The sequence below is a fragment of the Sphingomonas chlorellae genome (assembly GCF_056485145.1).
The window spans coordinates 1,249,999-1,274,772 of sequence record NZ_JBQXXM010000001.1 but is presented as its reverse complement, the minus strand read 5'-3'; the positions used below and the strand labels follow the sequence as shown (position 1 = coordinate 1,274,772).

The following is a 24,774-nucleotide window of genomic DNA, read 5'->3' as shown; positions in this document are numbered from 1 at the left end:
ATGCACATCAAGGAAGAAGCCATCGAGCGCCACACGCTGGCGGTCATCGTCGATAACGAGCCCGGCATCCTCGCGCGGATCGCCGGCCTGTTCACCGCCCGCGGCTATAACATCGAAAGCCTGACGGTGTCGGAAATCAGCGATGACAATCTCATCAGCCGGATCACCATCGTCACCTCCGCCTCCGCAGCGGTGATGGAGCAGGTGATCGCCCAGCTCGAGCGGCTGGTTCCGGTCCACAAGGTCACCGACCTGACGCGCCACGGTCCGCATGTCGAACGCGAGCTCGCCCTGGTGAAGGTGGCGGGAACCGGCGACCATCGGATCGAGGCACTGCGGCTGGCCGAGGTCTATCGCGCACGCGTGGTCGACGCCACGATCTCTAGCTTCGTGTTCGAGGTCACGGGCACGATCGAAAAGATCGACAAGTTCGTCGAACTGATGCGCGAAGTCGGGCTGGTGGAGGTCGCACGGACGGGTATCGTCGCGATCTCGCGCGGCAAGGAACCGGCATAATCGCGCCTTCGGAATTTCACATCGCCCCGGACGGGTCCGGGGAGCCGCCATTCCTGGCGACGAAAAACAAGCTGGCCCCCGGCTTGAGACCGGGGTGACGAAAGGGAAGAAGAAATGCGTGTCTATTATGATCGCGATGCCGATCTGAACCTGATCACGAGCAAGAAGATCGCCATCCTCGGCTATGGCAGCCAGGGCCATGCCCATGCCCAGAATCTGCGGGACTCGGGCGTGAAGGAGGTGGCGATTGCGCTCCGCCCCGGCTCCGCGTCGGCGGCAAAGGCCGAAGCGGCCGGCTTCAAGGTGCTCAGCAACCAGGATGCCGCCGCATGGGCCGACATCCTGATGATCCTCGCGCCCGACGAACACCAGGCGGGTATCTGGGAAGCCGACCTCAAGGGCCGGATGAAGCCGGGCGCGGCGCTCGCCTTTGCGCACGGTCTGAATGTCCATTTCGGCCTGATCGAGCCGCCTGCGGACATCGACGTCATCATGATCGCCCCCAAGGGCCCAGGCCACACCGTGCGCAGCGAATATGTCCGCGGCGGCGGCGTTCCCTGCCTGATCGCCGTCCACCAGGACGCCTCGGGCAACGCGCACGATGTGGCGCTTGCCTATGCCTCGGGCGTCGGCGGCGGCCGATCGGGCATCATCGAAACCAACTTCAAGGAAGAGTGCGAAACCGACCTGTTCGGCGAGCAGGCGGTGCTGTGTGGCGGCATCACCCATCTGATCCAGGCGGGTTTCGAAACGCTGGTCGAGGCCGGCTATGCCCCCGAAATGGCGTATTTCGAATGTCTCCACGAAACCAAGCTGATCGTCGACCTGCTGTATGAAGGCGGCATCGCCAACATGCGTTATTCGATTTCGAACACGGCCGAATATGGCGACATCACGACGGGGCCGCGCATCATCACCGATGAGACCAAGGCCGAGATGAAGCGCGTGCTTGCCGACATCCAGTCGGGACGCTTCGTCAAGAACTTCGTGCTCGACAACCGTGCGGGCCAGCCGGAACTGAAGGCCGCGCGCAAGGCCGCTGCAGCGCATCCGATCGAAAAGGTCGGCAGCGAACTCCGCGCGATGATGCCGTGGATCGGCGCGAACAAGCTGGTGGACAAGAGCCGCAACTGATCGTCATCCGGGCGTCCCGGCCCCGCATCGACGCGGGTCCGGGACGCCCATAAACTTCACTGAACTTCGCGTGGGCGCGGTGCCGCAGGCGTTGACGCCCTCTGGCGATTTCGCCGCCTCACGGCATGGCGATTGCCTTCACCGCACCCATGGGTCAGGTTCCGGCGCAGAGCTGCTGGGAGGATGCGCATGGCCGACGATCATGAAGGGCGCGACGGCGCGAAACGGATCGAGGCCTTTTCCGATGGCGTGATCGCGATCATCATCACGATCATGGTGCTGGAAATGCACGCCCCCGAAGCACCAGGCATCGGCCCGCTGCTCGCGCTGTGGCCGGTGTTCCTTGCTTACCTGCTCAGCTACCTTTACGTTGCGATCTATTGGGTAAACCATCACCGGCTGTTTCACTTCGCCACCCGGGTGAGCAACGGCCTGCTCTGGGCCAATATCGCGCTTCTCTTTACGCTTTCGCTGGTGCCCTTCGCGACGGCCTATCTTGGCAGCCAGCATTTCAGCCGCCCGGCCACGCTGCTTTACATGCTGGTGATGCTCCTGCCGTCCTTCGCTTATGGCTGGCTTCAGCGCGTGATCCGGCGCACCGGCGCAGACCATGCCGAGGCACGCCATTACCATCGCCGGATGGGGCGCAAGATCGTGGTGGCGTCGCTGATCTACCTCTTCGGGCTCGTCGTGGCGCTGTGGTCGCCCGCCATCGGTCTCGCCTGTGCCGCACTGGTGGCACTATCCTGGTGTCTCGCCGAAAGTCCGCTCGACCGGATGTTCGAGCGCTGACGGGCCGCGGCCGGGAATCGCCCCGGCCGCGACAGAAGCGATCAGAAGCGATCAGAAGCCAACGCGTGCGCGAACGCCGTAATAGCGCGGCGTTCCCGGATAGCCCGCATAGTTGCCATTCTGCTCCGGGACGCCAAAGCCGGAAATATAGTAGAACTGGTTGGTCAGGTTCTCCACCCAGAACTCAAGGCTGTATTTGCGATCGCTCGACTGGACACCGACCGCGGCGGAAACGAGTGCATACCCCTGATTGTAGAGCGCGTTGCGCCCGTTCGCGTCGGGAAGGCCCGAGGGAATGTTGACCTCGCTATTGTAACGGGCATCGACATGGACGAGACCGTTCAGTCGGCCCGTGATCGGCGGGGTCCAGGTGCCGGCGATCGTGATCGTGTGCTTGGGCTGGTTCTCAATCTGCAAACCCTCGCGGCCCTGCAGTGGCGTGCCGGCGAAGTTGTTGCCGGTCTTGTCATATTTGGCGTCGATGAAGCTGTACCCCATCTGGAAAACCAGGTCGCGCTGCGGCTGGACGGTCGCCTCGACTTCGACGCCCTTGCTGGTCGTCTTGGGCACATTCTGGACGACGAAGTTGGTGCCGCTGAAAACCAGGCTCTGAAGGTCGTAGAATTTTGAATAGAAGCCGGCGATGTTGATCGTGAAGCGCGAACTCAGCCCCGCCTTCACCCCCAGTTCGTAGGAATCGACCGTCTCACGCCCGAAATGCAGGTCGCTGCCCTGCGCGCCGTTGCCGCCCAGCAGCGCAGAATCGAACGTCGCCTGGTCGAGATTATACCCGCCCGACTTGTACCCGTGGTCATAGCTGGCATAGCCGAGGATGCGTGGCGTGAACTTGTATGCCAGCTTGACCGTACCGGTGAGCTGGTCTTCGCTGCGACTATCCGCATAGTTACCATTGAACTCGCTGTTCACCGCCGGATTGCAGCTGAGCAGGAACAGGTTGTTGAACAGCCCCGGAACCTGGCGAAGGATGTTGGCATAGGCCGCCGCCGCGGCATTGCCCGTCCGGGCCTGATTGAAGAAGGTACAACTGCCTGTATTGCTGTTGATCGACGCTGTGAGATCCTTGGTTTCGTGATTGTACCGCGCGCCAAGCGTCAACGAGAGCTTGTCAGTGATGTTGACGATGTTGTGGGTGAAAATGGCGAAGGCATTGGTCTTCACCCGAAAATCGTCGTTGTTGTTGCCCTGCCCCGCGCTGGCACCCGGAAGCGGTTGTGCGGCCAGCGCGGCAAGGCCCGGGACGACCGCGATCCCCGGGATCGGGGCGGTGCCCGCCTGAGCGCGGAACAGCGTGACCAGCGGCGCCAATTGGCCGTAAGCCGCAGGCGGCGCCGCAGGGTTGAGCAGCACCTGCCCGAAGGTCGGCACCCCTGCCCCCAACGATCCATAAAATTGCACCGGTGTGCCGAACAACGGCTGCAACTGTGCCGAGAAGATCGAGTCGACATAGCGGTTTACGTCGCTGCCGACCCGAACGGTGTCCCGCAGCTTGTTGGTCTCGTTCAGGTAAAAACCACCGATCAGCCAGTCGAGCTTTCCGCCGAAGGTCGATCCTTGCAGCCGCAATTCCTGGGTGAAATCGTTCAACTGGTTGCGATAGCCGTCGCGGTAGGCACGATCGATCCCCGAAAAGTCGATGTCCTGTGACCGCAATGCCCGCCAGTTGCGATAGGCGGTGATCGACGTCAGCCGCGTGTCGCCGAAACTGTAGTTGATCTCGCCAGAGAACCCGTAATCGCGGATCTTTTCGCCATAATCGCGATTGGGGGAAATTGCCTGGATCCGGTCACTGGGCGCGCCGGTGTACAGGCCGACCCGTCCCTGTGCGCCGGCAATTGCCTGAATCACCGGCGCAAGAGGACCGCGCACCGCGGAAACAACGCCGCAGCAATGTTCATCGGTCTCATAGTAATCGGCAATCAGTCGGATCGTCAGGTCGCTGCTGTCATACAGCGCCTGACCGCGCATCAACCAGCGATTGCGGTCGTTCATCGCGCGATCGCTGTTTGCGTCCTGGATATAGCCGTCGCGTTTGCGATAGGCGCCGTCGAGCCGCAGCGCGACCTTCTCACCGACCGGGCCGGTGACCGCGCCGCGCAGTTCATAAGCGTTGTAGTTTCCGTAACCGCCCTCGACATAGCCGCCGAGGTCGAACTTGGGCTGGGCCGTGGTGATGCTGAGCGCACCCGCCGAAGTATTGCGCCCGAACAGTGTCCCCTGGGGACCACGCAGCACCTCGACGCGGTCGAGTTCCGGCAGTTCGGAAATGGCGACACCGGCCCGCGAACGGAAAACCCCGTCGATGAACACGCCGACGGCGGGCTCGAATCCAGGATTATCGCCGCCGGTGGTGATCCCGCGGATATAGATGGTGGTGCCGGTTGCGGAGGATTGCCCGGTCGACGACTGGAGCGACGGTGCCAACTGTTCAAGGTCGCGGATATTGTCGACGCCTGCGTTTTCCAACAATTGCGGCCCGATCGCCGTCACTGCGATCGGCACGTCCTGGACCGTCTCGTTTCGTCGGGTCGCAGTAACGATGATCTCGTTTGCCGAGGTGAATTCGGATGCCTGCGCCTTGGCGCCGGCACTATCCTCTTGCTTCTTGTCCTGCGCGTGAACCGGCGACGTCATCGCCAACACAAGCGCCGTCGCTCCGAGCAAATCGCCCTTTCGCATGACCAGCCTCTCCCCTGTTGGTCGCGCCGATCTTGCGCCGGTCGCGACTTTTGTCTTTTTCAGACAGCTCGACTATCGCCCGATTTTTCGGGGCGTCAACGGACAAGGCGGGCCGGGTATTTCTGCTTGCCGTCGCCGCCTGACCGCGGGCATTGCGCCACGCCCGATGACGCTGGCGCAGCGGCTCAAACCGTAGCGTCACGCCCGCATGCGACGGAAAGGACAAGCCATGCACGATTCCCATGACGAGGCAGATGACGGCGACATGCTGGCACCGCCGCCCAAGATTCCCGTGCCCGACGCGGTCGCCGATGCGGTTCGCACGCTGATTCGCTGGGCGGGCGATGATCCGGATCGCGAAGGCCTGCGCGACACGCCGAAGCGCGTTGCCCGCGCCTGGAAGGAATATTGCGCCGGCTATTCGGAGAATCCCGCGCACCATCTGTCGCGCGTGTTCGAGGAGGTCGGCGGCTATGACGAGATCGTGCTGCTGAAGGACATTCCCTTTCAGTCGCATTGCGAACACCACATGGCACCGATTACCGGCAAGGCATCGATCGCCTATTTGCCCAGGAACCATGTTGTCGGCATCTCGAAACTCGCGCGCGTTCTCCACGCTTTCGCCCGCCGCCTTCAGGTCCAGGAGCGGCTCACGGCGGAAGTCGCCGACTGCATCTGGAATCACCTGCACCCGCTCGGGGTCGCGGTGGTGATCGAGGCGCAGCATGGCTGCATGACCGCGCGCGGCGTCCGCACGCCGGGGGTCGGAATGGTCACCAGCCGGATGATGGGCGTGTTCCGTGACGATGAGCGCAGCCGCGCCGAAGTGCTCAAGCTGATGGGTTATTGATGCAGCGACGCGTGCTTGTCACCGGTGCCGCGCGGCGCATCGGCGCGGCGATCGCGCAGGGTCTTGCAGCGCGCGGGTGGGCGGTGGCGATTCATCACCACCAGTCACCCGACGCGGCACAGGCACTCGCCCGAACGTTGCGTGCGCAGGGCGCGACAGCGGCGGTGGTTACCGCCGACCTTGGCGATCCGCACGGACCGGCTGCGCTGCTGGCCGAAGCGCGCGACGCGCTCGACGGACCGATCGACGCGCTGGTCAATAATGCCTCGCGCTTCGTTTTCGACGCACTGCCGCTCGACGGTCATGCCGAGCTTGATGCGCATATGCACGTCAACCTCGCCGCGCCGGTGCTGCTCGCGCAGGCACTTGCCGCACAGCCAGACCTGACCGAGGGCGCCGTCGTCAACCTGCTCGACCAGAAGGTCGGCAACCTCAACCCGGATTTCTTTACCTATACGTGCAGCAAGATTGCGCTGGCCGGCGCGACCGAGATGCTCGCCCGCGCACTGGCGCCGCGGGTTCGCGTCAACGCCGTCTCGCCGGGATTGAGCCTGCCCAGCCTCGACCAGAGCGACGACGAGTTCGCGATCACGGGCAAGCAGAACCTGCTCGAACGCCATGTCGCGATCGACGATATCGCCGCGACCGTGGCGCATCTGCTCGAAACGCGGTCGATCACCGGCCAGAATGTCTTTGTCGACTGCGGTCAGCGCTTCCTCTCGCGCGACGGCGACGTCATGTTCTCCACCCGCGCCGGCCCGGCGCACGAGTGAGCGCCTCCCGCATGGCAGAATATTCGATCCAACTCGATTCGCTTGAGCTTGTCATGGGGCTCGGCATCCACCCCGAGGAGCGCGCCGCGCCGCAGCGGGTGATGGTATCGGTCACGATGACCTGTCGTTACCCTGCCCAGCCCGAGGATCGGATCGACGCGGTGGTCGATTACGACTTTCTGCGCGAATCGATCCGCGCGCTGGTTGCGGGGCGCCATTTCGAGCTTCAGGAAACGCTGTGCGAGGCGATCGCGGCACTGGCGCTACGCGATTCGCGTGTCTGCGCCGTTCGCGTGCGCTCGACCAAGCCCGACATCTACCCCGACGCCCGGATCGGCTGCGAAATCGTCCGCGAGCGCTGAAACCGAACGCCCGCCGCCGAAGCGAACGGCTCCGGCGACGTTCCGTCCATTTTTCAGGTCAGATGCGGTTGGCCGCGCTCAACACCGCGCGAACCGAGGCGGTCGCCACGTCGCCGTCAATGCCGGCGCCCCAGATCGTCCGCCCATCATCGGTGCGGCATTCCAGATAGGCCGCCGCCTGCGCATCGGTGCCATAGCCGATCGCATGTTCGTTATAATCGACGACCTCGATCGAGACGCCGCACGCCTCGCGCAACGCGTCGATCACGCTTGAAATCAGGCCGTTGCCGCGTCCGCTGACGGTGCGCGCCTCCCCGTCGATCGACACCGTCCCCACGAAAGCGCGCGAGCCCGTCCCCCGCGTTTCATGATATTCGACCAACGCAAAGCGATCGCCCGGGCCGGGCAGATAAACCTGTTCGAACCGCGCCCAGATATCGGCGGCGTTCAGTTCGCGGCTCGTCTCGTCGGCCAGCGCCTGGACGTGCTTCGAAAAGTCGGCCTGCATCCGCTTGGGCAGCTTCAATCCCTTGTCCTGCTCGAGCACCCAGGCGACACCGCCCTTGCCCGACTGCGAGTTGACACGGATCACCGCCTCGTAATCGCGCCCCAGATCCTTGGGATCGATCGGGAGATAGGGAACGTCCCATACCTGGTCGTTGCGCTCGGCCTGCGCGGCGAAACCCTTCTTGATCGCATCCTGGTGGCTTCCCGAAAACGCGGTGAACACCAGTTCCCCGGCATAGGGGTGACGCGGATGGACCGGCAACTGGTTGCAATATTCAACCGTCTGGATGACCTCGTCGATGTTCGAGAAGTCGAGGCCCGGATCGACGCCCTGCGTGTACATGTTGAGCGCCATGGTCACGAGGTCGCAATTGCCCGTGCGCTCGCCATTGCCGAACAGGCAGCCTTCGACGCGATCGGCGCCCGCCATCAGCCCCAGTTCAGCCGCAGCGACGCCGGTTCCCCGGTCGTTGTGCGTGTGGAGGCTGATCACCACGGCCTCGCGGTTCCGGATGTTGCGGCAGAACCATTCGACCTGATCGGCATAGATGTTGGGCGTCGCGGCCTCCACCGTGGCGGGCAGGTTGAGGATCAGCGGCCGCTCGGGCGTGGGGCGCAGAATGTCCATCACCGCTTCGCAGACCTCGACCGAAAAATCGAGTTCGGCGGTCGAGAAGGTCTCGGGGCTGTATTCGAACATCCACTCGGTATCGGGCTGCTTTGCAGCTTCGTCGCGCAGCACCTTCGCCCCGGCGATCGCGATTTCACGAACCTCGTCGCGCGTCATGTTGAACACGATACGCCGCCAGGCTGGCGATACGGCGTTGTACAGGTGCACGATCGCCTGCTTCGCACCGCGCAGGCTTTCGAAGGTCGTCTCGATCAGGTCACGGCGCGACTGGGTGAGCACCTGCACCGCAACGTCGTCCGGAATGCGGCCGTCGCGGACGAGGCCGGAAATGAAATCGAACTCGGTCGCACCCGCGCTGGGAAAACCGACCTCGATCTCCTTGACGCCGACCTTGACCAGCAATTCGAAGAACCGCGTCTTCTTCTCGGCGTCCATCGGATCGATCAGCGCCTGATTGCCGTCGCGCATGTCGGTCGACAGCCAGCGCGGCGCCTTGGTGATCGCACGGCTGGGCCATTGGCGGCCCGGCAGGTTGATCTGGGGGAAAGGGCGATATTTGACGCTGGGGTCGCGCAACATGGGATTTCGTCTCTCTAAAAGCAGGCGGCGCGCCATGGGGCAGCCGCAGATTGGCCGAATGGCGGATCAGATTTGCCCTTAGGGACGTGCGCGCACTGGCGAATTCGCCCCTAAGGGCGAATAAGTCGAAGGCCGAGAAGCGAAAGGCGCATGGCGTTGGTCACGAGCGCCTTATGCCGCGTGCGACAGGATTTGTCCACCTTTCGCGCTGCAAAGCAGCGAAATTACGCAAAACACCCCGCCAACAGCTTCTTTCGACGTCGATTTCGCCGGGCATCCCGATCAGTCGCCGGCCTGCGCATCGTCATTTTCCCGCGTCTCGTTGCCGGCATCCTCCTCGACGGCCGCGTTGGCGGCATCGGCAGCGACGGCGGGCGTGGGTCTGGCGCTCGGCGTCGCCACGATCTCCGCCATCGGCGGCGGCGCGGCGAAATTGGCCTGCTCCGACGGGTTTTCACCACACGCAGCCAATCCCAGCAGTCCCAACACCGCGAACCGACGCATCGCCTTCTCCCTTGCCAGACGCCCCTTCCCTAACACGTCGCAGCGGCGCACGCCTATCGTCGCGAGGCGCCGCAGCGACGCCAATGGGGCCATTGCACGCGCAATCCGGCGCAAATCGCGCGTTTCCCGCCCGCTTTACGCAGAACGTGGCTAGACAGAGCGCCACAGTCGCGATCAAAGAACGCTCGGGGCCGCGCCCTTGCGGGCACGGCCCACAGCACATCGTCGAGAGCGGGATGGCCGGGATAACTCCGCAGCCCGGCACGCAGGCGAGGGAACGACCCGGAAACGGGTGCAAAAGGAGAAGAATAAGATGGCCGAGAAGAAAGCAGCTGGCGGCGCGCGCGGCGGCATCGCCAAGCCGGTAACCCCGTCGCCGGACCTGGCCAAGATCGTCGGAAAGGATCCGCTCCCCCGGAGTGAGGTGGTGAGCAAGATGTGGGAATACATCAAGAAGCACAACCTCCAGAACCCGGAAAACAAGCGGGAAATCCTGGCCGACGCGACGCTTGAGCCGATCTTCGGCGGCAAGAAGGCGACGATGTTCGAAATGAACAAGCACCTTTCGAAGCACATGAGCTGATCCCGCAGCCGGCGCATCGCCGCCGGCCGGTCGATCCACCAGCGCGGGGCGGGTTCCGGTGGAGCCCGCCCCGCTTGCATTCCGGTACGGCGGATGGCCCCGGATGAGGGGCAGCGCGGCGTCGTTGGAAAGTCCAGTCAAACGCACAGCGCGAATCGATCACGACCGACGCTTCCCGCGCCCATCGTTCCGGCCTAGGGGGTCGCGGTGAAACAGGAATGCGAATTCGACGCCATTGTGCTCGGCGCCGGCGCGGCCGGACTGATGTGCGCCGCCACCGCCGGGCAACGCGGGCGGCGCGTGGTGGTGCTCGACCATGCCGACGCGCCCGGCAAGAAGATCCTGATTTCGGGCGGCGGCCGATGCAACTTCACCAACCTGCACGTCGCGCCCGACCGATTCCTCTCCGCAAACCCGCATTTCGCCAAATCGGCGCTGGGGCGATACACGCCGCAGGACTTTCTGGCGCTGGTCGAGCGTCACGGCATCGCGTGGCACGAAAAGACGCTGGGGCAGCTTTTCTGCGACCATTCGGCGCGCGACATCGTCGCAATGCTGCTGGCGGAATGCGCCGCCGGGCAGGCCCGGGTCGAAACCAGCCATCCGGTCGCCGAAGTCGACCATGGCGACTGCCGCTTCCGGATCGGACGCTTCTCCGCACCGGCGCTGGTGATCGCAACCGGCGGCCCTGCCATTCCCAAGCTCGGGGCGACGGGCTTCGCCTACGACCTTGCGCGACGGTTCGGAATGAAGGTCGTCGAACCGCGCCCCGCGCTGGTTCCGCTCACGCTGCCGCCAGAACAGGCGCTTTTCCGCGAACTTGCCGGGGTTTCGACCGAGGTGACGGCGCAGGCGAACGGCCCGGCCTTTCGCGAGGCGGCACTGTTCACGCACCGGGGGCTGTCGGGTCCGGCGATCCTTCAGGCGTCATCCTATTGGCGGCACGGTGAGCCGGTAACGATCGATTTCACCCCCAGCCGGGACACCGGCTGGCTTCGCGACGCCAAGCGGGCCCGACCGCGCGCATCGCTGCGCCGGGTGCTGGCCGACATGTTACCGGAGAGGCTGGCAGAGGCGCTTTTTCAAGCGCTTGCGGCAGAAACAGCCATTGCGGGCGAGCTGGCGAACCTCCCCGATCGGACGCTTGAACAAGTCGAACGACGGCTGGCCGGTTGGCGATTTCTGCCCAACGGCACCGAAGGGTTTGCCAAGGCTGAGGTCACGGTCGGGGGGATCGCGACCGATGGATTGTCGTCGCGGACGATGGGGGCGACGCGCGTGCCGGGGTTGTATGCGATCGGCGAGGCGGTCGATGTGACCGGATGGCTGGGCGGATATAATTTCCACTGGGCCTGGGCGAGCGGCTGGGCGGCGGGTCAGGCGCTGTAGAATTGCCGTTCAAGGCAATGATCTGAAATCATTTTTCGGAAACGCGAAGCCGGTGGCCGCGGGGGAAACGCGGCCACCGGCGGGGAGACATCGAGTGGATCGCGGACCCGATGCCCTCAGGCCTTTACGGCCTCCGAGCGGGCAGGGGTTGCGCCCGCTTCGTTCGTAATATTGGTGACCGTCGCATCAATAACGGTCTGGTTGCCGTAAACAAAACTGCCCTTGCCGTTCCAGTTGTGATCGACCGCGAGCGCGGCGCTGAACTTGGCGAGATAGCTGCCGATCGCGGGCGGCGGCACCGACACGACATATTCGCCGGTCACATGCGCCAACTGGACATTCGGACCGAGCCCCGTCTGGAAAAGCGAGCCGGTGACCTGGGGAATCACGGTCTGGCCATAGGGAGGCGGGAGCGCCTGGGAGATTTCGGCACCGCCGCTGATCTGCCCGGTGTTCGCGTTGACGAGAAGGTCGAGAACCAGGACGGGAGCCCCCGACATCCCAGTCGTCGCCCGGACCTTTACATGATAAAGCGCTGCCACGTTAGACACTACACCCTCCTAACTCGCAGAACATCGACTCGGTCTGCACGTTTTATTTACCACGCCCAAGACTTGCCCACAATCGTTTCTGAAGCATCGCCGCCACGGACTCGCACCCCCTGCCCGTATAATTTGTCCGAACCTGTCCCAATGGCATGTCGAACCCCGCCGTTTCGGAGCGAAATCGCCCGTTGGCACGTCGCCGGGTGGCGAAAGACCGCAAAAATGCGTCGAAACGTGCCGTTCCGGGGAAGCCCAGGTCGGTTTTCGCTTGCTCGAATGCGCAGGGACGCCCATTTGGGAAGTTCCATGACATTTTCCGATCTTTCGCCGCTTCTCGCCGAAGCGCTCGCCGAACGCGGCTATGCCGCCCCCACGCCCGTCCAGTCCGCCGTGCTCCAGCCCGAAGCGCTGGGGCGCGACCTGCTCGTTTCCGCCCAGACCGGTTCGGGCAAGACCGTCGCCTTTGGCCTGGCCATGGCATCCGACCTGATCGACGCCGAGACCGGGCTGCCGCCCGCGCGCGATCCGCTGGCGATCGTCATCGCCCCGACGCGCGAACTGGCGCTGCAGGTGAGCAGCGAGCTCGGCTGGCTCTATGGCCGCGTCGGCGCGCGCATCGCCACCTGCGTCGGCGGCATGGACCCGTCGAAGGAACGCCGCGCGCTCAACCACGGCGCGCACATCGTCGTCGGCACCCCCGGCCGCCTGCGCGACCATCTGGAGCGCGGCGCGCTCGACCTCGGCGCGCTGCGCGTCGCGGTGCTCGACGAAGCCGACGAGATGCTCGACATGGGCTTTCGCGAGGATCTGGAACTGATCCTCGACCACACCCCCGCCGAGCGCCGCACGCTGCTGTTTTCGGCGACGATGCCGCGCCCGATCGCGCAGCTTGCCAAACAGTATCAGCGCGACGCGCTGCGCGTGTCGACGATGACCGAGAATCGCGGCCACGGCGACATCCAGTATCAGGCGCTGGCGATCGCGCCGTCGGACATCGAGCACGCGGTCATCAACCTGCTGCGCTTTCACGAGGCCGAGACGGCGATCCTGTTCTGCGCCACGCGCGACAATGTCCGCCACCTGCACGCCAGCCTGACCGAGCGCGGTTTCGCGGCGGTCGCGCTGTCGGGCGAGCACAGCCAGTCCGAGCGCAACCACGCGCTCCAGGCGCTGCGCGACCGCCGCGCCCGCGTCTGCGTCGCCACCGACGTCGCCGCGCGCGGCATCGACCTGCCGACGCTGAGCCTGGTCGTCCATGTCGAGCTGCCGCGCGACGCCGAGACGCTGCAGCACCGTTCGGGCCGCACCGGCCGCGCGGGCAAGAAGGGGACGGCGGTGCTGATCGTCCCCTACCCCCGCCGCCGCCGCGTCGAATCGATGCTGCGCGGGGCACGCATCCAGGCCGAGTGGATCGACGCCCCCACCCCCGAGGTGATCCGCGAGCGCGACCGCGAGCGCCTGCTGGAAACGCTGCGCGCGCCCGTCGAGATCGACGACGAGGATCGCGCGCTGGCGAACCAGTTGCTCGCCGAGCGTACCCCCGAGGAGATCGCCGCGCTGCTGGTGCGCGCGCACCGCGCATCGCTGCCCGAGCCCGACGAGATGATCGAGCGCGCGCATTCGGACCGGCGCGAGGAACGCCAGTCGGCGCATCGCGAGGGTTTCGACGACATCGTGTGGTTCCGCATGGACATCGGCCGTCGCCAGAACGCCGACCCGCGCTGGATCCTGCCGCTGTTGTGCCGTCGCGGGCACATCACCAAGAACGAGGTCGGCGCGATCCGCATCCAGCCGAACGAGACGCTGTTCCAGATCCCGCGCGCGATCGCGGCCAAGTTCGCGAGCGCGGTCGCCCGCAGCGCCGATCGCGACGACCAGGACGTGACGATCGAACCCGCCGAGCAAGGCCCGATGCCGCGCGCACCGCGCGGCGCCGGACGCGGCGCGAACAGCGAGGGACGCCGCCCGCACGGCCACGCGCCGCGCGGTGACGGCGAAGGCCGCCGTCCCGCCGGTCCGCGCCCCGGCGGCCCGCGTCGCCCGCGCGGCTGATCGCCGCCAGCCCCTTTCCGACGCCCCCGCCCCCGGGCGGGTCCATGCGGCAGCATCCGACCGGCCCGGGGGCCGCGGGTGCCGCCGCCGTCGTGTCGGGCGCCGTCGATGCGCCGCGACACGACGGCGGCAGCGGGGGCAACGGGCGCAACACGGGGGCTGCGACGGGCGTTGCCCGCCACCGGAGCCGCGCCTAACGTCGCGCGCATCATCCTTATCAATCCCGGGGGGAAATGCGCGTGCGTCCGATCGATCGACTGTTCCTGGCCAGTGCCGCACTGGCGCTGATCGCCACCGATGCCGCGGCGCAGCCCGCGCGGCGCGCCGCCGCCGAGCCGGTGGTTTCCGAAGCGTCGGTGCGCGCGCACGAATCGTACCTGGCCGGCCCCGCGCTGCGCGGGCGCGGCAGCGCGACCCCCGACGAGGCGATGGCCGCCGCCTATGTCGCCGCGGCGTTCCGCGGCTATGGCCTGGCGACGGCGCCGGGGCACGATTCCTATGTCCAGCCCGCGACGATCGTGCGGACGCGGCTGAACGGCCCGGCCACGCTGACGCTGGGCGGTGCGCCGCTGCCCGCGCCGACGCTGCTGATCGGCGGCACCGCGGGCGTACACGGGCGCGCGACGATCTTTGACGGCGACGATCCCGCCAAGCTGCCGAACGCCGACATCGTCGTGATGACCGCGCGCGACCTGGCGCCGCAAAAGGCGCTGCGCGGCGTGCCGCCGGGGCGCGCGCGGCTGGTGATCGTGCGCGAGAGCGAGGCGACGCGAACGCTCTATGCCCGGCTGGGCGGGGCGCCGCGGATGCCGAGCTATCTCGGCGGCGAGCATCTCGAGCCGCGCACGATGATCGCGACGCTGCCCGACGCCGCGATCGACCGCATCGCCGCCGCGGGCGATGCCGAACTCGCGCTGACGCTCGACGTCGCCGAGACGCGCGCCGTGACGACCAACGCGCTAGGCTTCATCCCCGGCACCGACCCCAAGGCGGGCGTGATCCTGCTGTCGGCGCATCTCGACCATCTGGGCGTGCGCCCCGACGGCACGGTGATGCCCGGGGCGAACGACGATGCGTCGGGGACCACCGCCGTGCTTGAACTGGCGCAGGCGCTGGCGGGCAAGCGCCACCGCCGCGGCATCCTGTTCGTCGCCTATGGCAGCGAGGAAGCGGGCGGGTTCGGTTCGCGCTACTTCGCCGCGCATCCGCCGGTGCCGCTGACCGACATCGTCGCCAATATCGAGATCGAGATGATCGGCGCGCAGGATCCGAAGCTGCCCGCGGGGACGATGATGATGACCGGCTATGACCGGTCGAACCTGGGCGAGACGATGCGCGCCAACGGGGCGCTGGTGACGGGCGATCCGTATCCGGAGGAGAACTTCTTCCAGCGTTCGGACAATTATCAGCTCGCGCTCAAGGGCATCGTCGCGCACACGATTTCGGGCTGGGCGGTGGTGCCGACCTATCACCAGCCGACCGACACGGTCGAGAATCTGGACACCGCGTTCATGGCGCGCGCGATCGGATCGCTGGTGCGGCCCATCCGCTGGCTGGCCGATTCGACGTTCGTGCCGGCGTGGAAGCCGGGCGGGCGGCCCTGATCCGGCGCGGACGGGGGCGCGGCACGGCCGGGGGCGCGGCGAGGCGCGGGGGATTGCGCTGACAGGGCGTTCCGCCGCTGGCGCGGCGGCCCCTCCACCAGCGGCCTTGCGGCCGGCGGTCCCCCTCCCCGGCGCGGCCGGGGCGGATTGGGGGATAGCGGGTCGGCGTTGGGGTTTGGGTGGCGGGCGTTCCGCCGCTCGCGCGGCGGCCCCTCCACCACCGGCCTTGCGGCCGGTGGTCCCCCTCCCCGGCGGGGCCGGGGCGGATTGGGGGATAGCGGGTCGGCGTTGGGGTTTGCTTGGCGGGCGTTCCGCCGCTCGCGCGGCGGTCCCTCCGCCACCGGCCTTGCGGCCGGTGGTCCCCTCCCCGGCGGGGCCGGGGAGGATTGGGGATGACGGCGGCGGGGGTGAGGATCTTGCGGGGGTGGATTGACCGTGTCGCCGGGGAACTTTAGGCGTTCGGCCGTTGCCCCGGTAGCTCAGCAGGACAGAGCAACGGTTTCCTAAACCGCAGGTCGGGAGTTCGAGTCTCTCCCGGGGCACCAGTTTCCGACATCGCCGTCCCTGCCCGGCAGCCCCGCCGGGGCTGCGCCGCGCGGCTCAGTTGCACGCCTCGGGCGGGACGACGGGGAGGATGAGCGGGGTGACGGGCACGCCCTCCTCGATCAGCTCGCGCGCCTGTTCGGGCGTGGTCTGGCCGTGGATCGTCGCGGCGGGTTCGTCGCCCAGGTGCATCGCGCGGGCGCGATCGGCAAAGTCGTTGCCGACCCATTGCGACTTTTCGAGCATCCGCGCCTGAAGCGTCGCGAGCGCGGCCATCGCGGCCTTGACCATTTCGGGCGGCGGCGGCCCGGCTTCGGCCGCGGCGGGCGACGCGGGCGCGGGACCAGCGGTGGGAACCGGCGCGGCGGGCGCGCGGACGGGATCGGGCCGCTGATTGCCCTTGGCCGCGACATTGGGCGCCATCACGGCCTTTTCGATGCCGGTATCGCCGCACATCGGGCACGCGACGAGGCCCTGCGCGCGCTGAACCTCATAGGCGGTGCTCGACCCGAACCACGCCTCGAACACATGGCCCGCGGGGCATTTGAGGTCGAACACGATCATCGCGCGACCACCGGGGGAATCGCGCGACGGTGGCGCAGCGCGGGGATGCGCGCGCGCACGGCGTCGAGCCGGGCGGGATCGAGATCGACGAACGCGAGGCCGGGCGCCTCGCCCATGTCGCACAGCAATTCGCCCCAGGGGTCGATCGCGAGCGAATGGCCATAGGTGGTGCGGCCGTCCGCGTGCGTGCCGGTCTGTGCCGCGGCGAGGACGAAGGCCCCCGCCTCGATCGCGCGGGCGCGGAGCAGGACGTGCCAGTGCGCCGCACCCGTGGGCCGGGTGAAGGCGGCGGGGACGGCGAACAGCGTCGCGCCCGCGTCGCTGAGCGCGCGGAACAGGTCGGGGAAGCGCAGGTCGTAGCAGATGGCGAGGCCGAGCGGGCCGAGCGGGGTTTCGACGACCACCGGCGCGTCGCCCGCGACATAGCTGGCCGATTCGCGCCAGCTCTCGCCGCCCGGGAGATCGACGTCGAACAGGTGCATCTTGTCATAGCGCGCGACGATCGCCCCGCCCGCGTCGATCACGAAGCCGCGATTGGCGAGCGCGCCGTCGTCGCGGCGGATCGCGAGCGAGCCGAGATGGACCCAGATGCCGTGCCGCGCCGCCGCTTCGCGGACCGCGGCGAGCACGGGATCGTCGCCCTCGGCCCGGATCGCGGCGGCGGCGCGGGCGCGGTCACGATCGAGCAGCCCCGACATTTCGGGCGTGAACAGCATCGCCGCCCCGCCCGCCGCGGCGGCGGCCACGGCATCGACGATCGTGCGGGCATTGCGGGACGGATCGATCCCGCTCGTCATCTGGAGCAGCGCCGCCTTCATGCGGCGAGCAGGGGATCCAGCCCGCCGCGCTGATCGAGCGCGACGATGTCGTCGCAGCCGCCGATGTGGCGGCCGTCGATGAAGATCTGGGGCACCGTGGTGCGGCCGTTCGCGCGCTGGATCATCTCCTCGCGCTTCGGGCCGCCCATCGAGATCTCATATTCCTCGAACGGCGCGCCCTTGCTGTCGAGCAGCGCCTTGGCGCGCGCGCAATAGGGGCAGTGCGACTTGGTGTAGATTTCGATCTTTGCCATGCCGCAAGACCTGTGGTGCCGGGCACGGCTTGTCAATGTGCGGGCGCGTGCGGAGGCGGGGGAAAATCGGAGGCGGCGGGGTCGGGGTCGGCGTCGGCATCGAGAACGCGCGCCCAGCAGAGCAGCGTGACGCGCGCGGCGCCGGCGCGGACGAGCAGCCGGGCACAGGCATTGGCGGTGGCGCCGCTCGTGTGGACATCGTCGACGAGCACGACGTGGCGGCCGCGAAGCCGTGCCGCGGCATCGGGGGCAAGCGCGAACGCCCCCGCCAGCGCCCGGCGGCGCGCGGCCGGGCCCATCGCGCGCAGCGGCGGCGTCGCGCGGCGGCGGCGGATCAGCTCGGGCAGCACGGGCAGCCCCACGGGGCCGGCGACCGCGCGGGCGATGAGCAGCGCCTGGTTGAACCCGCGCGACCAGAGGCGGCGGCGGTGCAGCGGGACGGGAACCACCAGATCGGCGTCGGGCGGGAGCAGCCGCCGCATCGCTCGCGCCATCGTCTCGGCGAGCGCGAGGCGGCGGCCATATTTGAGGCGGAGCGCGACGCGGCGCGCGACGGGGCCATAGGCGACCGCGGCGCGCACACCGTGGTGCGGCGGCGGATCGGCAAGGCACGGTGCGCAGCGTGCCCCCTCCCCCCGGTCCTGCGCGAACGGGCGGTGGCAATGCGCGCACCAGGGCGGTCCGAGGAAGCGCAGCCCGGCCCAGCACGCGGCGCAGAAGCGGTGGTCGGCATCGGCCACGGCGCCGCAGCCGGGGCAGCGCGGGGGCAGCGCCAGCGTGGCGATCCAGGCAAGGGCGGCGGCGGGACGCACATGCTCTTGTCGCCGCGGGCGGGCCGCTGCACAAGCGGCCGCGTGTCCGACTCCGAGATCTTTGACCGCGCGCTGCGTCGCCGCCGCCGCGACCGCGCCCGCCCCGACTATGCGGGGCATGATTTCCTGCGCCAGCACATGCTGGAAGGGATCGCCGACCGGCTGGCGATGGTGAAACGCCCGTTCGCCGACGTGCTCGACCTGGGCTGTTTCGACGCCGCCTTCGACCTGCCGGGCGCCCGGATCGCGCGGATGGACGCGGGGTTCGGCTTTGCCCGCGCAGCAGGCGGGGTGCAGGGCGACGAGGACCGGATGCCCTTTGCCGATGCGAGTTTCGACCTGGTCGTGTGCGCGGGCGTGCTCGACCAGGTCAACGACGTCCCCGGCGCGCTGGCGCTGGCGCGGCGCGTGCTGCGGCCCGACGGGCTGTTCCTGGGCGCGTTCCTGGGGGCCGGGACGCTGACGACGCTGCGCAGCACGATGATGGCCGCCGAGGCCGAACGGCCGGCGGCGCGCTTTCACCCGCAGATCGAGGTGCGCGCGGCGGGCGACCTGCTCACGCGCGCAGGCTTTGCGCTCCAGGTCGCCGATGTCGAGACGCTGACGGTGCGCTATGCCGGGCTGGCGCGGCTGCTGGGCGACCTGCGCGGGATGGCGGCGACGAGCCTGTTGCCGGGCGCGCCGCCGATCGGCCGCGCGACGCTGGCCGCCGCCGCAGCCGAATTCGCCGAGCGCGCCGACCCCGACGGGCGCACGCCCGAACGGTTCGAGATCGTCTACCTGACCGGATGGGCGCCCGACCCGAGCCAGCCCAAGGCGGCGCGGCCGGGAAGCGCCACCGCATCGCTGGCAGCGGCGCTCAACGCGCGCCACTGACCGCGGGCGGCGCGCTCAGCCGAGGCGGACGAGCGCGTCGATGAAGGGCGCGTCGGCCGGCGGCATCGCGAGCGCACGCAACGCGTCGGGCGCGCACCAGCGCAGCGCGGTGGCGTGCCGCGCGCGCGGCTCCCCCTGCCATTCGCGCGCGACATAGAGCAGCAGGATGAGCTGGCGGCCGTCGAGCGGTTCGCTGGCGAAGGTGAGCGGCACGAGCGCCGCGGGCGGAACGGCGATCGCCAGTTCCTCGTCGAGCTCGCGCACCAGCGCCGCCTCGGGCGTTTCGCCGGGCTCGACCTTGCCGCCGGGAAACTCCCACAGCCCGGCCATCGCCTTGCCCTCCGGGCGCTGCTGGACGAGCACGCGCCCCGCGGAATCGACCAGCGCGGCGGCGACGACGAACAGCGGCCGGCGGTGCGGCTCGCCATCCCGCAGCATTGCGGATTCGGCCTTCGACACTTCGTTAACTCTCCTTGGCTATGACCGAGCGCAATCGGCGGAAAAGCGAGCGCGATGCGACAGATGTGGAAGGCCCTTCAATCCCTTTCCCGCGACCGTCGCGGCGCGACGGCGGTCGAATATGGCTTCATCCTGGCGCTGATCGTCATCGCGATCATCGCCGCGCTGACCGAGTTCGGCGCGACGACGACGCAGATGTGGAACAACGTCAGCATGCGCGTCCAGTCGGCATCGGGCTGAGTTGGAAAGCATTTCGTAACGTCTCCACTTAGCCCTTTCTTTACCCCGCCCGCTTACGGTCATCCGCGTCGGATCAGGGAAATCCTGGTCGGCCGGGTAAATGAAGCTTCCTTCCGAACGTGGAGACCGAGATGCAGAAGATTCGCAACTTCCTCAAGAATTCCAAGGGCGCCACCGCGATCGAGTACGGCCTGATCGCCGCGCTGATCGCCGTCGCCGCCATCGCCGCGATGCAGGGCCTGGGCAACCAGCTCACCAAGACGTTCAACAACGTTTCGTCGAACATGAAGTCGTAATCACGGCACGCGAGACGGTTCGGGCGCGGGCGGCGGCGTGAAAGCCGGCCGCCCGACCGAAAGGTCGAGGTTCCGGGCACCGCCCGGACCTCCGCCCCGCCCGCCTGTGCACCGATGACCGCACGTCATCCCATTTGCGAACGGCCCCGGGCGGGGCAGGAAGGGAAACAGAGATGATCCGCAAGCTTTTGTCGAACCGCAAGGGCGCGACAGCGATCGAGTACGGCCTGATCGCCGCGCTGATCGCCGTGGCCGCGATTGCCGCGATGCAGGGCCTGGGCAACCAGCTCACCAAGACCTTCGACAACGTCTCGTCGAACATGAAGTCGTAATGCCGCCGCCCCGCCGCCCAAGGCGGGGCAGCGCAGCATCGACCAAAGCGATGTGTCGAAAACAATGCGAGGGGCCGGCCCATGCCGCGCCCCTCGTTTTGCGTTCAGCGGGCCGGCCCGACGATCGCCGGGCCACGGCACCACCGGCGCGCGCCCTGCCCCGTCCGGCGAATCGCGGTCAGAAGCGGCCCATCGCCAGGAACTTGGCGCGGCGGGCCTGGCGCAGCGCATCGGGGGCGAGCCCGTCGAAGCGGTGCAGCGATTCCTCGATCGCGTCGCCGAGCCCGGCGATCGCCGCCGCCGGATCGCGATGCGCGCCGCCGAGCGGTTCGGGAATGATCCGGTCGATCACGCCCAGTTCCTTCAGATGCTGCGCCGTGACCTTCATCGCCTCGGCCGCATCGGCCGCCTTGTCGGCGGTGCGCCACAGGATCGACGCGCAGCCTTCGGGCGAGATCACCGAATAGACCGCATGTTCCATCATCAGCACGGCGTTGCCCGCCGCGAGCGCCACCGCGCCGCCCGAACCGCCTTCGCCGAGGATCGCCGCGACCACGGGAACGCCGAGGTTGAGGCACTGTTCGGTCGAACGCGCGATCGCTTCGGCCTGGCCGCGCTCTTCGGCCTGGACGCCGGGAAACGCGCCCGAGGTATCGACCAGCGTCACCACCGGCAGCCGGAACTTGTCGGCAAGGCGCATCAGGCGGATCGCCTTGCGATACCCCTCGGGCTTGCCCATGCCGAAATTGTGCTTGAGGCGGCTGGCGGTGTCGTCGCCCTTTTCATGTCCGATCACGACGACGCGACGCCCGCGGAACCGGCCGAGCCCGCCCAGGATCGCCGAATCGTCGGCAAAGGCGCGGTCGCCGGCAAGCGGCATGAAGTCGTCGATCAGCCCGGCGACATAATGCTTGAAGTGCGGCCGTTCCGGGTGCCGGGCGACCTGCGTCTTCTGCCACGGCGTCAGCCGGGCGTAGGTTTCTTGCAACAGCCGATCGGATTTCGCCTGAAGCGGCGCGATTTCGGCGTCGATATTGACCGCGCCGCCCTCGGCGGTGCGGCGAAGTTCGTCGATCCGGCCCTGAAGCTCGGCGATCGGTTTCTCGAAGTCGAGGAAGCTAGCCATCGCTGCGCGGTTAGGCCCCGCGGCGGTTCGCGTCAACGAGTGCCGCAGGCAAAGGATGCCGTTCATTGACCAGTTCGACCAGCCGCCGGCTGTCGACATGCGTGTAGATTTCGGTCGTGCCGATATCGGCATGGCCGAGCATCGCCTGGAGCGCGCGCAGGTCGGCGCCGCCTTCGAGCAGGTGCGTGGCGAAGGCGTGGCGCAGGACGTGCGGGCTGACGCGATCGGGCGGAATCCCCGCCGCCGCCGCGAGCGCGCGCACGAGCTGGAACAGCCGCACGCGCGAAAGATGCCCCGCGCCCGACGGGAACAGCCAGGGCTGATCGGCGGGCACATGCGCGCGCCATTCGGCAACCGCGGCGCGGGCGCGATCGGAGATCGGCACCATGCGTTCGCGCCCGCCCTTGCCCTTGAGGATCAGATAGGGGCGATCGGGCGCGATCGCGGCGCGCGGCAACGACACGAGTTCGGTGGCGCGCAGCCCCGAGCCGTAGAGCAGCTCGATCAGCGCGGCGAGGCGCAGGTCGAGCGGATCGGGCGGATCGCGCGCGATCCGTTCGGCAATGACCGCGAACAGCCGGTCGACATCGGCGGTGCCGAGCACGCGCGGCAGTGCGCGGCCGGCCCCCGGCCGGGGGAGCGCGCCGCCGGGATCGTCGGGGCGGAACCCCTCCTCGGCCAGAAAGGCGAAGAAGCGGCGCAGCGCCGCCGCCTTGCGCGCAACCGTCGCCCGCGACAGCGCACCCCAGCCTTCGCCCAGCCGTTCCAGATCGGGACGCGTCGCCGCGGCGAGCGCGCCGCCCAGCGCCTGCGAGGCGAGCCGCAGGTCGGTGGCATAGGCGAGCACGGTGTTGGCCGCCGCCCCCGCCTCTGCCCGCAGCATCTCGCAGAACCGGTCGATCAGCACCGCGTCGCCCGGCCCCGCCGGACCGGCGGGCGCATCGGCGCCGGGCGCGGCATCGCCCTCGCCGCTCACGCGCGCGTCAGCGCCTCGACCGCGACCATGCGGGCATAGGTGCCCATTCCCGCCGCCCGCATCGCCGCGACGATGTGGAACAGCGCCTCGGGCGTGATCGACGACCAGCGCCGCGCCTGCATCCCCACCCCCGCGAGCAGCGCGACGGTGCCGGCGTCGCCGCGCATCCCGGCCGCGTCGATCGCGTCGGTCCAATGGTTGGCGGCGCCGAGCTGAACCCCCAGCGCCTCGGCCTGCTGGCGCGCATCGTCGACGCCGAGCCGCCCGAGCCCGGCGAGCCCGGCGAGCACGATCTGCGCCTTGCGCTGCCCCGCCGCCGAGGCGAGCAGGCTGAGGTCGCTCGCCTGGACCTTGCGCATTGGGCCGGGCTCGGCGAGCGTGAGCAGCGCCCACGCCTCGGTCCCCGGCTTGACGACGCCGTGCCACTCCATCGCCGCGGCGTCATAGCCCGCGCTGAGCATCGAGGCGATCAGCAGCTCGGGCGATTCGACCTTGGGATCGGCGGGAATCCACGAAGCGGCGCGAGCGGTGAGCACGAGCCGCGCATAGCGGGTGCGCGGATCGTCGACCGCGAACCACAGCCGCTGAATCGCCTTGAGCCGCGCGCCGGTGTCTGCCGCGGCGTGCGCGGTGCGCAGGTCGCGGACGGTGTCGGCAACCGCATCACGCGCGCCGCCTTCCTGGTCGATCTCGCCATAGAGATCGACGAGCCCGGCATTGGAGAACACCCCCGCCGCAGCCGCCGATTCGGCCGCCGCCACGCGCGCCGCGGGCGCGAGCGCGGGCGCCACCGCCTGCCAGTAACGGACCTGCGGCGCGGCGACGTCGTAGAGCGCGTCGGGCACATCGACCCCCATCGCGGTCGCCATGCCCCAGCGCCAGCTCGTCAGCTCGGTAACGCCGACCCAGTCGATCGTCGCCGAACGGCGGCCCTGTGCCCCCAGCCCCAGCGCGCGCTGGGCAAGCTGGTTGTCGATCGCCGAAGCGGGGGTGCCGCGCCGCGCGTCGTCGAACAGCGCCTGCGCCGCCTGCGCCTTGCCCGCCAGCCCGGCGCACACCGCACGCGCGAGCGCCCAGTTGCGATTGCCGGTCTGGGCGACGGCAGCATCGGCGACGGGGCAGAGCGCGGCGGGATCGGCGCTGGCCATCGCCGACTGCATCGCCACCTGGTAGAGCCAGGGCGAATAATCCTCGACGTCGACATAGGCGATCACCGCGCGCGCGGCATTCGCCTCGCCCATGCGCAGCAGCAGCCAGGCGCGCTCGGCCGCGAAATCGGCGCCGTTGAGATTGGCGGGCGTGTCGACCGCCGACATCAGCGCACGGCGCAGCGCGATCGACACCCAGCGCGAGGCGATCGGCGCATCGAGCCGCCGCATCAGCGTGCGCAGCCAGCGCCCGTCGCTGTTGCCGAACGCGGTGGCGGCGAACGGCGTGTTGCCGCCCGCGACAATGCCGACGCGCGACAGCGAGTGGCGCGCGAACTCGGGCAGCTCGTAACGCGACAGGTCGGGCGCCGCGCCCTGCGCGCTGCCGAACACCGCGCCCGACAGGTTGCCGTCGAGCGGCGCATCGGGCGACGCCGCGGCACCGCCTGCCGGGGCGGCGGGCGCAGGCGCCGCGGGGGCGGCAGCGGGCGCAGGCTGGGCCGGCGCGGCGCGCGGCGCGGCCGGTTCGTCGAAGCCGGGGGGAAGCAGCGATTCGGGCTTGTCCTGCCCGAGCGCCGGCACGCCGATCGCGACCAGCGCCCCGAACAGGGCGGCGCGCCGTGCCTTACTTGGCGAGGTTTTCAAGCGGGACCACCTTCTCCACACGCGTCGGTTCCTTCACGCTGGTGCGGGTCGACAGATAGAGGACGCCCCCGACCAGGAGCACGATGACGAGAAGGAGCAGGGCAAGCGAACGCGACATGAAAAAAGGCCCGTGATCTGAAAAACGACGCCGCCTTTTGCCCGACAGG

The 24,774-nt window shown here is 68.4% G+C and carries 28 protein-coding genes and 1 tRNA gene; 16 read left to right on the top strand and 13 right to left on the bottom strand.

Translation table 11 applies throughout. The features are described 5' to 3' along the window. The 3 genes from ilvN (at position 1) to ACT3CF_RS05865 (ending at position 2,442) form a co-directional block, all read left to right on the top strand. Positions 1-516, top strand: a complete 516-nt coding sequence (gene ilvN, locus ACT3CF_RS05875) for an acetolactate synthase small subunit (RefSeq protein ID WP_478421064.1) — start codon at positions 1-3, stop codon at positions 514-516. 114 nt (positions 517-630) lie between these two features. Then, the gene (gene ilvC / locus ACT3CF_RS05870; protein ID WP_478421062.1) at positions 631-1,650 is read left to right on the top strand and encodes a ketol-acid reductoisomerase; all 1,020 of its coding nucleotides are present in this window, start codon (positions 631-633) and stop codon (positions 1,648-1,650) included. 189 nt (positions 1,651-1,839) lie between these two features. Beyond that, on the top strand, positions 1,840-2,442 hold the full coding sequence (locus tag ACT3CF_RS05865) for a TMEM175 family protein (protein WP_478421061.1): 603 nt from the start codon (positions 1,840-1,842) through the stop codon (positions 2,440-2,442). A 51-nt stretch (positions 2,443-2,493) separates the two neighbouring features. Here the strand turns inward: ACT3CF_RS05865 and ACT3CF_RS05860 are convergent, their stop codons facing one another. After that, positions 2,494-5,139 (bottom strand): TonB-dependent receptor, encoded by a 2,646-nt coding sequence (locus tag ACT3CF_RS05860; protein WP_478421059.1) that lies wholly within the window; start codon positions 5,137-5,139, stop codon positions 2,494-2,496. Between ACT3CF_RS05860 and ACT3CF_RS05855 the strand changes: the two genes are divergently transcribed. The 4 genes from ACT3CF_RS05855 to ACT3CF_RS05840 are packed head-to-tail and all read left to right on the top strand — an operon-like array spanning position 5,138 to position 7,124. Beyond that, the gene (locus tag ACT3CF_RS05855) at positions 5,138-5,335 is read left to right on the top strand and encodes a hypothetical protein (RefSeq protein ID WP_478421058.1); all 198 of its coding nucleotides are present in this window, start codon (positions 5,138-5,140) and stop codon (positions 5,333-5,335) included. The genes ACT3CF_RS05860 and ACT3CF_RS05855 overlap by 2 nt on opposite strands. Positions 5,336-5,368: 33 nt before the next feature. Further along, positions 5,369-5,989: a GTP cyclohydrolase I FolE gene (gene folE, locus ACT3CF_RS05850; RefSeq protein WP_478421056.1), complete on the top strand. Its 621-nt coding sequence runs from the start codon at positions 5,369-5,371 to the stop codon at positions 5,987-5,989. Beyond that, positions 5,989-6,762, top strand: a complete 774-nt coding sequence (locus tag ACT3CF_RS05845) for an SDR family NAD(P)-dependent oxidoreductase (RefSeq protein WP_478421054.1) — start codon at positions 5,989-5,991, stop codon at positions 6,760-6,762. The genes folE and ACT3CF_RS05845 overlap by 1 nt, the downstream gene beginning before the upstream one ends. A gap of 11 nt (positions 6,763-6,773) precedes the next feature. Further along, a complete protein-coding gene (locus ACT3CF_RS05840; RefSeq protein ID WP_478421052.1) occupies positions 6,774-7,124 on the top strand; it encodes a dihydroneopterin aldolase in 351 nt (116 codons plus the stop codon). Between the two features lie 58 nt (positions 7,125-7,182). Here ACT3CF_RS05840 and leuA read toward each other — a convergent pair whose 3' ends face one another. Together leuA and ACT3CF_RS05830 are read right to left on the bottom strand one after the other, a co-directional pair. Further along, a complete protein-coding gene (leuA, locus tag ACT3CF_RS05835; RefSeq protein ID WP_478421050.1) occupies positions 7,183-8,841 on the bottom strand; it encodes a 2-isopropylmalate synthase in 1,659 nt (552 codons plus the stop codon). A 282-nt stretch (positions 8,842-9,123) separates the two neighbouring features. Next, a complete protein-coding gene (locus ACT3CF_RS05830) occupies positions 9,124-9,429 on the bottom strand; it encodes a hypothetical protein (protein ID WP_478421049.1) in 306 nt (101 codons plus the stop codon). Positions 9,430-9,658: 229 nt separating this feature from the next. Here ACT3CF_RS05830 and ACT3CF_RS05825 point away from each other — a divergent pair, with 229 nt between their 5' ends. Together ACT3CF_RS05825 and ACT3CF_RS05820 are read left to right on the top strand one after the other, a co-directional pair. Next, positions 9,659-9,928: an SWIB/MDM2 domain-containing protein gene (locus ACT3CF_RS05825; protein WP_478421047.1), complete on the top strand. Its 270-nt coding sequence runs from the start codon at positions 9,659-9,661 to the stop codon at positions 9,926-9,928. A 264-nt stretch (positions 9,929-10,192) separates the two neighbouring features. Next, the gene (locus ACT3CF_RS05820) at positions 10,193-11,317 is read left to right on the top strand and encodes a BaiN/RdsA family NAD(P)/FAD-dependent oxidoreductase (RefSeq protein WP_478421373.1); all 1,125 of its coding nucleotides are present in this window, start codon (positions 10,193-10,195) and stop codon (positions 11,315-11,317) included. Positions 11,318-11,433: 116 nt separating this feature from the next. On the opposite strand, the gene ACT3CF_RS05815 is transcribed toward ACT3CF_RS05820, so the two are convergent. Next, complete coding sequence (locus ACT3CF_RS05815; RefSeq protein WP_478421045.1) at positions 11,434-11,859, bottom strand: DUF1842 domain-containing protein; 426 nt, start codon at positions 11,857-11,859, stop codon at positions 11,434-11,436. A 309-nt stretch (positions 11,860-12,168) separates the two neighbouring features. On the opposite strand from ACT3CF_RS05815, the gene ACT3CF_RS05810 reads away from it, so the two are divergent. The 3 genes from ACT3CF_RS05810 (at position 12,169) to ACT3CF_RS05800 (ending at position 16,063) form a co-directional block, all read left to right on the top strand. Further along, entirely contained in the window at positions 12,169-13,914 is a 1,746-nt protein-coding gene (locus ACT3CF_RS05810) for a DEAD/DEAH box helicase (RefSeq protein ID WP_478421043.1), read from the top strand. A gap of 239 nt (positions 13,915-14,153) precedes the next feature. After that, positions 14,154-15,518, top strand: a complete 1,365-nt coding sequence (locus tag ACT3CF_RS05805; RefSeq protein ID WP_478421041.1) for a M28 family metallopeptidase — start codon at positions 14,154-14,156, stop codon at positions 15,516-15,518. Between the two features lie 468 nt (positions 15,519-15,986). Continuing rightward, positions 15,987-16,063: transfer RNA gene (locus ACT3CF_RS05800), tRNA-Arg, on the top strand. A gap of 55 nt (positions 16,064-16,118) precedes the next feature. Here the strand turns inward: ACT3CF_RS05800 and ACT3CF_RS05795 are convergent. From ACT3CF_RS05795 to ACT3CF_RS05780, 4 genes are read right to left on the bottom strand one after another with little or no spacing between them, the layout of a single operon-like run. After that, positions 16,119-16,625: a DUF1178 family protein gene (locus ACT3CF_RS05795; RefSeq protein WP_478421039.1), complete on the bottom strand. Its 507-nt coding sequence runs from the start codon at positions 16,623-16,625 to the stop codon at positions 16,119-16,121. Then, the gene (locus ACT3CF_RS05790) at positions 16,622-17,443 is read right to left on the bottom strand and encodes a carbon-nitrogen hydrolase family protein (RefSeq protein WP_478421037.1); all 822 of its coding nucleotides are present in this window, start codon (positions 17,441-17,443) and stop codon (positions 16,622-16,624) included. Before ACT3CF_RS05790 ends, ACT3CF_RS05795 begins: the two co-directional genes overlap by 4 nt. Further along, positions 17,440-17,697, bottom strand: coding sequence for a glutaredoxin 3 (gene grxC, locus ACT3CF_RS05785; protein ID WP_478421036.1), 258 nt, complete (start codon positions 17,695-17,697; stop codon positions 17,440-17,442). The genes ACT3CF_RS05790 and grxC overlap by 4 nt, the downstream gene beginning before the upstream one ends. A gap of 32 nt (positions 17,698-17,729) precedes the next feature. Next, entirely contained in the window at positions 17,730-18,509 is a 780-nt protein-coding gene (locus ACT3CF_RS05780) for a double zinc ribbon domain-containing protein (RefSeq protein ID WP_478421034.1), read from the bottom strand. Positions 18,510-18,551: 42 nt separating this feature from the next. Between ACT3CF_RS05780 and ACT3CF_RS05775 the strand changes: the two genes are divergently transcribed. After that, positions 18,552-19,385: a class I SAM-dependent methyltransferase gene (locus ACT3CF_RS05775; protein WP_478421032.1), complete on the top strand. Its 834-nt coding sequence runs from the start codon at positions 18,552-18,554 to the stop codon at positions 19,383-19,385. A gap of 15 nt (positions 19,386-19,400) precedes the next feature. Here ACT3CF_RS05775 and ACT3CF_RS05770 read toward each other — a convergent pair whose 3' ends face one another. Further along, entirely contained in the window at positions 19,401-19,823 is a 423-nt protein-coding gene (locus ACT3CF_RS05770) for a (deoxy)nucleoside triphosphate pyrophosphohydrolase (RefSeq protein ID WP_478421372.1), read from the bottom strand. A gap of 75 nt (positions 19,824-19,898) precedes the next feature. Here ACT3CF_RS05770 and ACT3CF_RS05765 point away from each other — a divergent pair, with 75 nt between their 5' ends. From ACT3CF_RS05765 to ACT3CF_RS05755, 3 genes are all read left to right on the top strand, one after another. Beyond that, a complete protein-coding gene (locus tag ACT3CF_RS05765) occupies positions 19,899-20,084 on the top strand; it encodes a Flp family type IVb pilin (RefSeq protein ID WP_478421031.1) in 186 nt (61 codons plus the stop codon). Between the two features lie 131 nt (positions 20,085-20,215). Beyond that, a complete protein-coding gene (locus tag ACT3CF_RS05760) occupies positions 20,216-20,380 on the top strand; it encodes a Flp family type IVb pilin (RefSeq protein ID WP_478421029.1) in 165 nt (54 codons plus the stop codon). 173 nt (positions 20,381-20,553) lie between these two features. Further along, complete coding sequence (locus tag ACT3CF_RS05755; RefSeq protein ID WP_478421027.1) at positions 20,554-20,712, top strand: Flp family type IVb pilin; 159 nt, start codon at positions 20,554-20,556, stop codon at positions 20,710-20,712. A 178-nt stretch (positions 20,713-20,890) separates the two neighbouring features. Here the strand turns inward: ACT3CF_RS05755 and ACT3CF_RS05750 are convergent, their stop codons facing one another. The 4 genes from ACT3CF_RS05750 to ACT3CF_RS05735 all read right to left on the bottom strand — a co-directional run bounded on the left by ACT3CF_RS05750 (position 20,891) and on the right by ACT3CF_RS05735 (position 24,725). Then, positions 20,891-21,838 (bottom strand): acetyl-CoA carboxylase carboxyltransferase subunit alpha, encoded by a 948-nt coding sequence (locus ACT3CF_RS05750; protein ID WP_478421025.1) that lies wholly within the window; start codon positions 21,836-21,838, stop codon positions 20,891-20,893. Positions 21,839-21,848: 10 nt separating this feature from the next. Next, positions 21,849-22,745 carry a tyrosine-type recombinase/integrase gene (locus ACT3CF_RS05745; protein ID WP_478421371.1) on the bottom strand — a complete coding sequence of 299 codons (897 nt, stop codon included), beginning with the start codon at positions 22,743-22,745 and terminating at the stop codon, positions 21,849-21,851. Positions 22,746-22,810: 65 nt separating this feature from the next. Next, positions 22,811-24,607, bottom strand: a complete 1,797-nt coding sequence (locus ACT3CF_RS05740) for a hypothetical protein (RefSeq protein ID WP_478421024.1) — start codon at positions 24,605-24,607, stop codon at positions 22,811-22,813. Beyond that, positions 24,588-24,725 carry a hypothetical protein gene (locus tag ACT3CF_RS05735; protein ID WP_478421023.1) on the bottom strand — a complete coding sequence of 46 codons (138 nt, stop codon included), beginning with the start codon at positions 24,723-24,725 and terminating at the stop codon, positions 24,588-24,590. Before ACT3CF_RS05735 ends, ACT3CF_RS05740 begins: the two co-directional genes overlap by 20 nt. Positions 24,726-24,774: the final 49 nt, after the last annotated feature.

Excerpts from the sequence above, each read along its gene's own strand:
- ilvC (WP_478421062.1), top strand. The coding sequence starts at position 631 with ATGCGTGTCTATTATGATCGCGATGCCGATCTGAACCTGATCACGAGC.
- ACT3CF_RS05860 (WP_478421059.1), bottom strand. The coding sequence starts at position 5,139 with ATGCGAAAGGGCGATTTGCTCGGAGCGACGGCGCTTGTGTTGGCGATG.
- ilvN (WP_478421064.1), top strand. The coding sequence starts at position 1 with ATGCACATCAAGGAAGAAGCCATCGAGCGCCACACGCTGGCGGTCATC.
- ACT3CF_RS05750 (WP_478421025.1), bottom strand. The coding sequence starts at position 21,838 with ATGGCTAGCTTCCTCGACTTCGAGAAACCGATCGCCGAGCTTCAGGGC.
- ACT3CF_RS05865 (WP_478421061.1), top strand. The coding sequence starts at position 1,840 with ATGGCCGACGATCATGAAGGGCGCGACGGCGCGAAACGGATCGAGGCC.
- ACT3CF_RS05810 (WP_478421043.1), top strand. The coding sequence starts at position 12,169 with ATGACATTTTCCGATCTTTCGCCGCTTCTCGCCGAAGCGCTCGCCGAA.
- ACT3CF_RS05765 (WP_478421031.1), top strand. The coding sequence starts at position 19,899 with ATGCGACAGATGTGGAAGGCCCTTCAATCCCTTTCCCGCGACCGTCGC.
- ACT3CF_RS05735 (WP_478421023.1), bottom strand. The coding sequence starts at position 24,725 with ATGTCGCGTTCGCTTGCCCTGCTCCTTCTCGTCATCGTGCTCCTGGTC.
- ACT3CF_RS05760 (WP_478421029.1), top strand. The coding sequence starts at position 20,216 with ATGCAGAAGATTCGCAACTTCCTCAAGAATTCCAAGGGCGCCACCGCG.
- ACT3CF_RS05795 (WP_478421039.1), bottom strand. The coding sequence starts at position 16,625 with ATGATCGTGTTCGACCTCAAATGCCCCGCGGGCCATGTGTTCGAGGCG.
- ACT3CF_RS05855 (WP_478421058.1), top strand. The coding sequence starts at position 5,138 with ATGACCAGCCTCTCCCCTGTTGGTCGCGCCGATCTTGCGCCGGTCGCG.
- ACT3CF_RS05825 (WP_478421047.1), top strand. The coding sequence starts at position 9,659 with ATGGCCGAGAAGAAAGCAGCTGGCGGCGCGCGCGGCGGCATCGCCAAG.
- ACT3CF_RS05840 (WP_478421052.1), top strand. The coding sequence starts at position 6,774 with ATGGCAGAATATTCGATCCAACTCGATTCGCTTGAGCTTGTCATGGGG.
- ACT3CF_RS05790 (WP_478421037.1), bottom strand. The coding sequence starts at position 17,443 with ATGAAGGCGGCGCTGCTCCAGATGACGAGCGGGATCGATCCGTCCCGC.
- folE (WP_478421056.1), top strand. The coding sequence starts at position 5,369 with ATGCACGATTCCCATGACGAGGCAGATGACGGCGACATGCTGGCACCG.
- ACT3CF_RS05820 (WP_478421373.1), top strand. The coding sequence starts at position 10,193 with ATGTGCGCCGCCACCGCCGGGCAACGCGGGCGGCGCGTGGTGGTGCTC.
- leuA (WP_478421050.1), bottom strand. The coding sequence starts at position 8,841 with ATGTTGCGCGACCCCAGCGTCAAATATCGCCCTTTCCCCCAGATCAAC.
- ACT3CF_RS05770 (WP_478421372.1), bottom strand. The coding sequence starts at position 19,823 with ATGCTGCGGGATGGCGAGCCGCACCGCCGGCCGCTGTTCGTCGTCGCC.
- ACT3CF_RS05845 (WP_478421054.1), top strand. The coding sequence starts at position 5,989 with ATGCAGCGACGCGTGCTTGTCACCGGTGCCGCGCGGCGCATCGGCGCG.
- grxC (WP_478421036.1), bottom strand. The coding sequence starts at position 17,697 with ATGGCAAAGATCGAAATCTACACCAAGTCGCACTGCCCCTATTGCGCG.
- ACT3CF_RS05755 (WP_478421027.1), top strand. The coding sequence starts at position 20,554 with ATGATCCGCAAGCTTTTGTCGAACCGCAAGGGCGCGACAGCGATCGAG.